This is a genomic window from Stieleria sp., assembly GCF_041595215.1.
GTDB classification, from domain to species: Bacteria; Planctomycetota; Planctomycetia; order Pirellulales; family Pirellulaceae; genus Stieleria; species Stieleria magnilauensis.
Genome location: NZ_JBFHKV010000378.1, coordinates 1 through 7,106, shown reverse-complemented (window position 1 = coordinate 7,106; position 7,106 = coordinate 1). Strand labels below are relative to the sequence as shown.

The following is a 7,106-nucleotide window of genomic DNA, read 5'->3' as shown; positions in this document are numbered from 1 at the left end:
GATCTTGAGGAAATAATCACCTGCGGCAAGCGGAATGTCTTGCAGGGAAGCCGACAGCGATGTTTGGGGATTGGAATCGACGAGGAAGGTGCCCGAGGAATCGTACAGTCCCGCCCACACGTCGAGGTTCGGTTTGTAATCGAGTACATCGATCTGCAGCGAGACGTTGCCACCACCGGTGGAGAATTGAAACCAATCAACGTCGTCGTTTCGTTCGATGATGCCGAACGCATCGACGGCGACCGAACCGGATTCGCGGAGCGGCGAGGCGGAGGAAGGATCGTTGGCGTGGTCGTCCGCGGTGTAAGGGAAATTGGAACTGCGGGTGATCCGTTGCAAGTCATCTTCATCGGTCCGACTGGCGTCGTAGTAATCGCCCTTGCTCCACTGGGTGACCTGTTTGCTGAACGGCGATCCCATGATCGGTCCCCAACCGGTGGATCCGCTGCCGTGTCCGCTGTAGTACGTCCTGCTGCCGGAGCCGTCGTGATGGAGCCCCAGTTGGTGACCGACTTCATGGCTGGCCGTTTCGCTGCCCGTGTTAAGACCGTTGTTGTAGACCAGCGCGGGTTCGTCTTGTCGATCATCGAAGGAGCCCAGGTAGGCGTGACCGCCGCAACTGCAATTGGCAAAGGTATCCTTCGTCATCACCACGCGTGTGCCCCATCGCGTGTCTTGGCTGCCGTTGTAGCGAAGATCATCCAGATCGCTGGGCTCCTGCGTGGTGACGTTGACGTCAAACGGCGCGAAATCCTCGGCGACGATTTGCCAAATCTGTTGAATCAACTCCAGCCGTGCATCAGAAAAGTCTGCTCCCGTTCCGCCCCAATAGTTCGGGTGCTCGATCACCGACAATCCGTAGCCGGTGTTCCAGCTCGTGTCGGTCGTCGTGTGTCCGTCGAAGTCCAGGTAGATCGTGAAATTGGAATCCGGTCGACTGTGCAGCGTGAACGTTTCGTCCAAGGAAACCAGAGCGGACTCGCTGAGGCCGTCGTCGCCGCCTTCGGAAGCGACTGGGAAGTCGCCGTCTGGAATTGTATTGCCGGGGGTTTCATCGCCGCGACCTTCACCGACCAACGGCGCGATCCCCTGGATCGGTGGGACCGGGCGACCGGGAGCCAGCGGGCCATAAAATCGCTCGATCAACCGGGCATCGGTTTCGTAATCGCCCAGCGGGTCATCGGCAGCAGAACCCAGTCGCGCCGCCAACAAGCGACGTGATTCGAGTTTTTGGTAGCTCAGGCGGCTCAACCAACCTCTGTGGACCCGGCGCATCGTGAGTGATGATTTCGTGCGTACAAATGACAAGTGGACGTGCAGATTCCTGGTCGCGAACCGCGTCACATTCGGCTAGCTTTGCAGGAAACTGCGCACGTGCAAGCGCCCGAAAAAAACAGCGTGAACCGTATCACAACCCCTTTAACGTAATGCCTTTCCGGTGCCAAATGGTCATTTGTCTCGTTACCGACGATCGAAATCGCCGAAGCGTGCAAAAATAGACCGTCGGCCCTGCCGCCAAATCGAAGCCGGCGGGGGTGCCCGATCGCAGGCGCGAACCCGGTGATGTCAAATGAATAGCAGCCGTTTGGCGCAAGCCTACGGCCCCCCCCATGAATCGCAGCAGCCCGAAGCTTGCCCTCCTCGCGCGGGTGCGACGAAATGATGTTTCTGTCCCCTTTTTTCCCGAACTGAAAACCGCTCCATGTCGCTATCTGTCGCCCTGATCGGTGCCACCGGATACACCGGATTGGAAGTCGCCCGATTGCTCACCCATCACCCCCACGCCGAACTGGCCATCGCGACGGCGCGGGCAGAAGCGGGCAACCCGATCGCTTCGGTGCATCCTTCGTTGGCCGGGCGTCTGGATCTGGAACTGGAGGAATTGGACCCGGTTCGGATCGGCAAACGCTGTGACGTCGCGATGTGCTGTCTGCCCCATGCGGCGTCGGCCGAGACGGTCAAGCAACTGGTCGATGTCGGCGTCCGCGTGATCGATTTCAGCGCCGATTTCCGACTCTCCTCGTTGTCCGTTTACGAGTCATGGTACGGCGTGAAGCACCCCTGGCCGGAGCGGGTCGGCAAGACCGTGTATGGGTTGCCCGAATTTTTTGCCGAGGAGATCGCGGGTGCCGACGTGGTGGCCAACCCGGGGTGTTACCCGACCAGCGCGATTCTGCCGTTGGCCCCGTTGATTCGCGAGGGACTGATCCGCGGCGACGACATCATCATTGACAGCAAAAGCGGGGTCAGCGGCGCCGGTCGCAGTGCGAAGGTCGGAACACTGTACTGTGAAACGAACGAATCGATCGCCGCCTACTCGGTCGGCTGTCATCGTCACCAGCCGGAGATCGAGGATCTGGTGGGGCGGATTGCAGGGCCCGAAATCGAAGTGTTGTTCACGCCGCACCTGACCCCGATGAGTCGCGGCATTCTGTCGACGATTTACGTCCGTCCATCAGAGGGGTTGGCCACGGAATCGGCGGGCGGATCGAGCAACGCTGCGGTTGACCGGGTCATGCAGTGTTGGCGCGATTGTTACGCCGACAGTCCCTTCGTGACCCCCGTGGATCACCTGCCCGCCACCGCACATGTTGCGGGAACAAACTATGTTCAGATGTCGGTGCGTCGCTCGGGCGAGCGGTTGGTGCTGTTGTCGGCGATTGATAATCTGTCCAAGGGCGCCAGCGGCGCCGCGGTGCAGAACATGAACGTGATGTTCGGATATGACCAACAATCCGGTCTAGGCTAAATCAGTAATGCGAGAATCCTACGGCGAACAGCCGCACAATCCTTACGCCGTCGACCCAACGTCTGGGGATGCTTCAGCGGGGGAGTCACCGCTCGGGGAGCCTGCGCTCGGAGAGTCTGCGATCGGGGAGTCGCCGGGCGCGGTTGGACGAGAAGATTTGCCGCCATCGCCGGTCGGCCGGGATCGACCGCGGATCTGGCCCTCGTTGTTGCTGCCGTTGATCTCGCTGGTCGCGTTTCTGCTGTCCAGTCTGGTGATGATGGTGGTGGCGTTTTATGTCGTCCACGGCGAGTTCAGTCCACGGATGATGGTCAGTGCCGAGGCGATGCAAACGGTGTCCGCGTCCCGCGTCGGATTGCTGTTATTGGTCGTCGCGCCGCAGCTGGCGTTGGTTCTGCCGACCTTGATCGCCGCCGCGTTGTCGCCGGTCGGTTTTTCCAAGCGGTTGTCATTGGTCCGGGGACATTGGCCGCTATGGGCATGGGTGGCCGCCGCGTTGACGACGCCGCTGATCGGTTTCATCTCATCGATCGCGGTCGGTTCTCTGATGGAAGAGAGCGAGAGCCTGAAGATGATGTCTGATATTTTTCGCGGGCACGGAGAAACGGGATTTCTGATCCCGCTGGCGATCTTGATCGGCGCGACGCCGGCATTCTGCGAAGAGTTTTTGTTTCGCGGCTATGTGCAGACGCGGCTGAACCGTCGCATCGGTCCGGCGCTGGGAATTTTTCTATCCTCGGCATTGTTCGCCGTGTTCCACATGGATTTGATTCACATCATCGCCGTGTTTCCGTTGGGCGTGTATTTGGGCGTGATCGCGTGGCGCAGTGCCTCGTTGATCCCGACCATGCTCGGTCACTTCGTCAACAATTCGATCAGCGTGTTTGCGGTCGTGCTGGGGCCGGAGACTCAGGACCAGGATCCGTCGCCTGAAATGGCTCTGTTTCTGTTGGTGGTGATCGGCTTGGGGCTGCTCGGAGCGCTGTTGACCGCGGTGGCGATGTGGCGTCTGCCCGTTCCACCGCCGGTGCGGCTGACGCCCGAACCGGCCGTTTCGTAGCGAGAGCGGCCGTTCCCAACCGACAGCGGCCGTTTGGTAGCGAGCGAAAAAGCGGTGGGATGATCCGGCACTGATTCTCCGCGGTTTGAAATCGCAAATCGGCGCGTCCCGTCCGGGCGTGAGATGTTAAGCTAATTGCTTTGACAGATGGAAACGGCCAGCGTTTTCTGCTCTCCATGCACCCAAGCCGACATGTTGCCCTATCGCCTCAGCTTTGAGCATCCGATTTTTTTGTGGTTGATGCTGGCGTTGCCGGTATTGTGGTACCTGGGATTCCGATCCTTGGGTGTACTGGGCAAGACCCGGCGTGCGTTGGCATTGCTGCTGCGAACGCTGGTTTGGACGATTTTGGTCTTTGCCTTGGCGGGCGTGCAACTGGTTCGCGTCAGTGACGTGATCACGGTGATGTACGTGCTGGATCAATCCGAAAGCATTCCCAGCGCCAAACGCCAGGTGATGTTGGACTTTGTGGTCCGCAACGTCAAACGCCATCGTGACGGCCGTCGCGGAGACAAGGCCGGCATCATCGTGTTCGGCCGCGACGCGTCGATCGAGATCCCGCCGTTTGACGATGAGATTCGATTGCGACGTCTGGAGAGCTTGATGGATCGCAGCGATGCGACCAATCTGGAATCGGCGTTGAATCTGGCCCAAGCGACGATGCCCGAAGACACCGCGCGGCGGATCGTCGTGGTCACCGACGGCAACGAGAACCTCGGCCAAGCGAGAAAGCTGGTCGCGCGAGTCGCGGCGGCAGGCATCGGCATCGATGTGGTTCCGGTGATGCTCGATGCCAAGAGCGAAGTGTTGGTCGAGAAGATTGACTTGCCCAGCGACATTCGCAAGGGGCAACCGTTCGAGGCCAGGATCGTCGTCAACAACTACACCGACGCGACACCCGAGGGCGGCGAACCGACCAAGGGCAAGATTCGTGTCAAACAGAAAGTCGGCGACAACGAATCGATCTTGTTGGAACAGGACATCACGCTGGACCCCGGCAAGAACGTGTTTCCGTTGCGGCACACGATCGATCAACCGGCACCGTACATCTATCAAGCAGAGTTCGTTCCCGACAGCAAGGACGACGACGGATTGCGTCAGAACAACAGTGCGACGGCTTACACGCACGTGCGTGGTCAAGGACGCGTGTTGATGATCGAAGACCGAAGTCGTCTGGGCGATTTTGATTTGCTGGTCGGCCGGTTGCGAGACAACAACATCGAAGTCGTCACACAAACCAATGACAACCTGTTCGGTTCGCTCGCCGAGTTGCAAGCCTATGACGCCGTGATCCTGGCCGGCGTTCCACGTGTCTCGGGAAGCAATGAAAACGAAATCGTTTCGTTTACCGACCCGCAAATTGAAATGCTGGTCCGCAACACGCAACAGCTCGGCGCCGGATTGCTGATGCTCGGTGGGCCGGAAGCGTTTGGTGCGGGCGGTTGGACGGGATCGGAAATCGAAAAAGCGATGCCGGTTGATTTCAAGATCAAGAACGCCAAGGTCCAAGCGGTCGGCGCGCTCGCCTTGATCATGCATGCCAGCGAGATGGCCGATGGGAACCACTGGCAAAAAGTGATCTGCAAATCCGCCATCGAACAACTCGGTCCGTCGGATCTGGCCGGCGTGCTGCACTGGAATTTCAGTGGCGATGCGTGGCTGTGGGGCGGCTATCCGTCGTCGCCGGGGTTGTTGGAAGTCGGCCCGAACCGCCGCAACATGCTGGCCCGGATCAGCAAGATGACGCCCGGCGACATGCCGCAATTTGATCCGGCGATGAAGATGGCGGTGAGATCGCTTTCGTCGGCTCCGGCGTCGGTCAAGCACTGCATCATCATTTCCGATGGCGACCCCAGCGACCCCATGCCCGGCACGATCGCCGCCTTCAAAAACAACAACATCACGATCAGCACCGTTGCGGTGGCCTCGCACGGCCTGGCAGGCAGTCAGCGTCTGCAGAAGATCGCGACGCAAACCGGCGGCAAGTACTACAGCGTCAAATCGGGTCGCGCCTTGCCACGGATCTTTCAACGTGAAGCGCGTCGTGTCTCTAAACCGCTGGTGTACGAACCGCCCGGCGGCGCGGTCCCCGAAGTCATCTTCCCGCATGCGTTGCTCGACGGGATCGATCGCGTTCTGCCGCCGGTCACCGGGTTTGTGATGACGCAGACCAAAGACAGTCCGCTGGCGCAGGTGTTGATTCAATCGCCCAAGCCGGACCAACCGGAAAACGCGACGATCCTGGCCGCGTGGACGTATGGGCTGGGACGAACGGCGGTGTTGACGACCGATGCCGGGGCGCGTTGGGCCAGCGCCTGGAACGACTGGGCCGACTACGACAAATTCTATAGCCAGCTGGTACGTTGGCTGATGCGACCGACCGGTGACACGGGAAAATTCACGATCGCCACCAGTGTCAAAGACGGCCAGGTCCAAGTCGTCGTCAACGCGCTGGCCAACGATGATTCGTTTCTGGATTTCCTGGAGATGAACGCGACCGCACTCGATGCGAACTTGAATCCGATTCCGCTGAGCATGCGACAAGCAGCCCCCGGACGCTATGTCGGTTCGTTCCCGGCAACGACCGCGGGCAGCTATTTCGTCAACGTCGTCCCTGGCCCCGGCGCCGCGCCGCTGACGACCGGTGTCACCGTGCCCTACAGTGACGAGTACCGCGTCCGCGAAACCAACCTGGCTTTGATCGAGTCGCTGGCGGCGACCGAGCCGCGCGGCGGAACGGTCGGCGAAGTCACCGCGCCGCTGGAGAACCGGGCGAGCGAAGAGCTAGTGGAAACCAACGCGTTTCGCGGCGGGTTGGCACTGGCACGCAGCATCCGAGACGCCTGGCCCTGGTTCGTGCTGGGCGGTTGCTGCCTGTTCCTCGGCGACGTCATGGTGCGCCGCATCGCCTTTGATTTCGGCTGGGTCGGCCGGACGATCAAAAAGATGCGCGGCGAACAAGACTCCGCTGCCGAAGTCGTCACGCGGCTGGACGCGCTGCGAAAGAACAAATCACAAATCGACGAGGATTTGCAGAAACGCCGGGCCAACGTGCGATTTGAACCGACCCGCGTCGAATCGTCTGACGAGGTGGTCGAGTTGTCCGACATCGGGCAAGCAAAATCCGCCTTGACGGAAACCAAATCCGTCGAAGCCCCAAAACAAACCAGCTACACCGAACGGTTGCTGGAAGCCAAACGCCGCGCCCGCAAAGACAAGGGCGAGTAGTTCCGGGTCACAGCTAGACCAAACGTTGAACTTAATCGAATTGCTTACCAGTGCGATGGTTGACGTGTG

Annotated in this window: 4 protein-coding genes; 3 read left to right on the top strand and 1 reads right to left on the bottom strand. The window is 60.1% G+C overall.

Going from position 1 to position 7,106, the window contains the following annotated elements; genetic code table 11:
- Nucleotides 1–1,251, bottom strand: a 1,251-nt coding sequence (locus tag ABX749_RS15655) for a zinc-dependent metalloprotease family protein (RefSeq protein WP_372896802.1), incomplete at its 3' end; no start/stop codon positions are given.
- Nucleotides 1,252–1,702: 451 nt separating this feature from the next.
- Here ABX749_RS15655 and argC point away from each other — a divergent pair.
- The 3 genes from argC to ABX749_RS15640 all read left to right on the top strand — a co-directional run bounded on the left by argC (nucleotide 1,703) and on the right by ABX749_RS15640 (nucleotide 7,037).
- A complete protein-coding gene (gene argC, locus ABX749_RS15650; RefSeq protein ID WP_372896801.1) occupies nucleotides 1,703–2,749 on the top strand; it encodes an N-acetyl-gamma-glutamyl-phosphate reductase in 1,047 nt (348 codons plus the stop codon).
- 7 nt (nucleotides 2,750–2,756) lie between these two features.
- Nucleotides 2,757–3,809, top strand: coding sequence for a type II CAAX prenyl endopeptidase Rce1 family protein (locus tag ABX749_RS15645; RefSeq protein ID WP_372896800.1), 1,053 nt, complete (start codon nucleotides 2,757–2,759; stop codon nucleotides 3,807–3,809).
- A 192-nt stretch (nucleotides 3,810–4,001) separates the two neighbouring features.
- Nucleotides 4,002–7,037, top strand: coding sequence for a VWA domain-containing protein (locus ABX749_RS15640; RefSeq protein WP_372896799.1), 3,036 nt, complete (start codon nucleotides 4,002–4,004; stop codon nucleotides 7,035–7,037).
- Nucleotides 7,038–7,106: the final 69 nt, after the last annotated feature.